The sequence below is a fragment of the Desulfurivibrio modestus genome (assembly GCF_044068625.1).
Lineage (GTDB): Bacteria > Desulfobacterota > Desulfobulbia > Desulfobulbales > Desulfurivibrionaceae > Desulfurivibrio.
The window spans coordinates 1-1,088 of the sequence record NZ_JBIPKH010000068.1 but is presented as its reverse complement, the minus strand read 5'-3'; the positions used below and the strand labels follow the sequence as shown (position 1 = coordinate 1,088).

Genomic DNA, 1,088 nt, shown 5'->3' with positions numbered 1-1,088 from the left:
TCACGGTTTTGAGATTGCCGAGGAGATCATAGGTGTAATTAGTCACCTGAGCGCCTTGGGCTTTCTTGAGCAGTTCGCCGTTGGCGGTGTACTGGTAAGAGGCGTTGCCGTAGGCGGTCATCCGGTCCTGGGCATCGTAGCTGCCGGTGCTGGTGGTGCCGCCGGCGCTGTGCTGCAGGCGGTTGCCGTTGTAATCGTAGGTGTAGGTGGCGGCGGTGTTGCCGTTTTTGCTTACCCGGATCAGGCGGCCGGCCTGGTCGTAGTGGTAGCCGTAATGGTTGGTAATGCCGGCGACGGTTTCGGTTTTTTCGCTGATCCGGCCGCGCTGGTCCCGACTGAAGCTGGTGCTGAACAGTTCGGTGGCCTCGTGGGCGGCGGTGAAGGCGGTTATTTCACCGTAACCGTTGTAGGCTTGGGTGGTGGCTACCCCGGCCAGGCTGGTGCCGGTGAGAAAGCCGTTGGCGGGGTCGCGCTCCAGGGTGAGGTCGCCCACCTGGCTGGGCAGGCCGTCGCTGTCGTAGCCGTAGGTGATGCTCTGGCCGTTTACGTTCAGGGACTGGAGCTGGAAGTTGCTATCGTAGCCCCGGACCACGCTGCCGTTGATCTCGCCGGACCAGGCCTGGGTCAGCGGCAGGAAGCCGTCGTAAGTGAAGGCCAAGGTGTTGTTCTCCGGGGTGGTGATCCCGCTGAGCCGGCCGGTTGCGGGGTGGTAAGCGTAATCGATCCGGCCGTGGGGCAGGTCGAGATAAGCAAGCTTGCCGCAGCAGCCGGAATAGCCAAGTTCCAGGGTCCGGCCGTCGGGGCGGGTGATTTGGGTCAGCTCGCCGTCGAGGTTGTAGGCGTAACGGGTGGCGGCGGGTTGCGCCCCCGCCTCCGGCGGCAGGTACTCCTCCTGCCGGTCGGTGGCGGTGTAGCGAAAGAGATGGGGGCTGCGGCCCGGGCGGAGAAATGGCATCAGACACCATTTCTCCGCCCATTTCTCCCAACGGCTGCATTTTTACGCATTTTTATTCGCGAATTCTCTTTCCGGCCAACCACCGACTGCTTCAACCACCTTTTTTGATCAAGGAAACCACAACAATACAGCA

At 62.0% G+C, this 1,088-nt stretch carries 1 pseudogene; it reads right to left on the bottom strand.

The features are described 5' to 3' along the window. Positions 1 to 955: pseudogene (locus ACHHRT_RS13820) on the bottom strand (RHS repeat protein); the annotation flags it as partial. Positions 956 to 1,088: the final 133 nt, after the last annotated feature.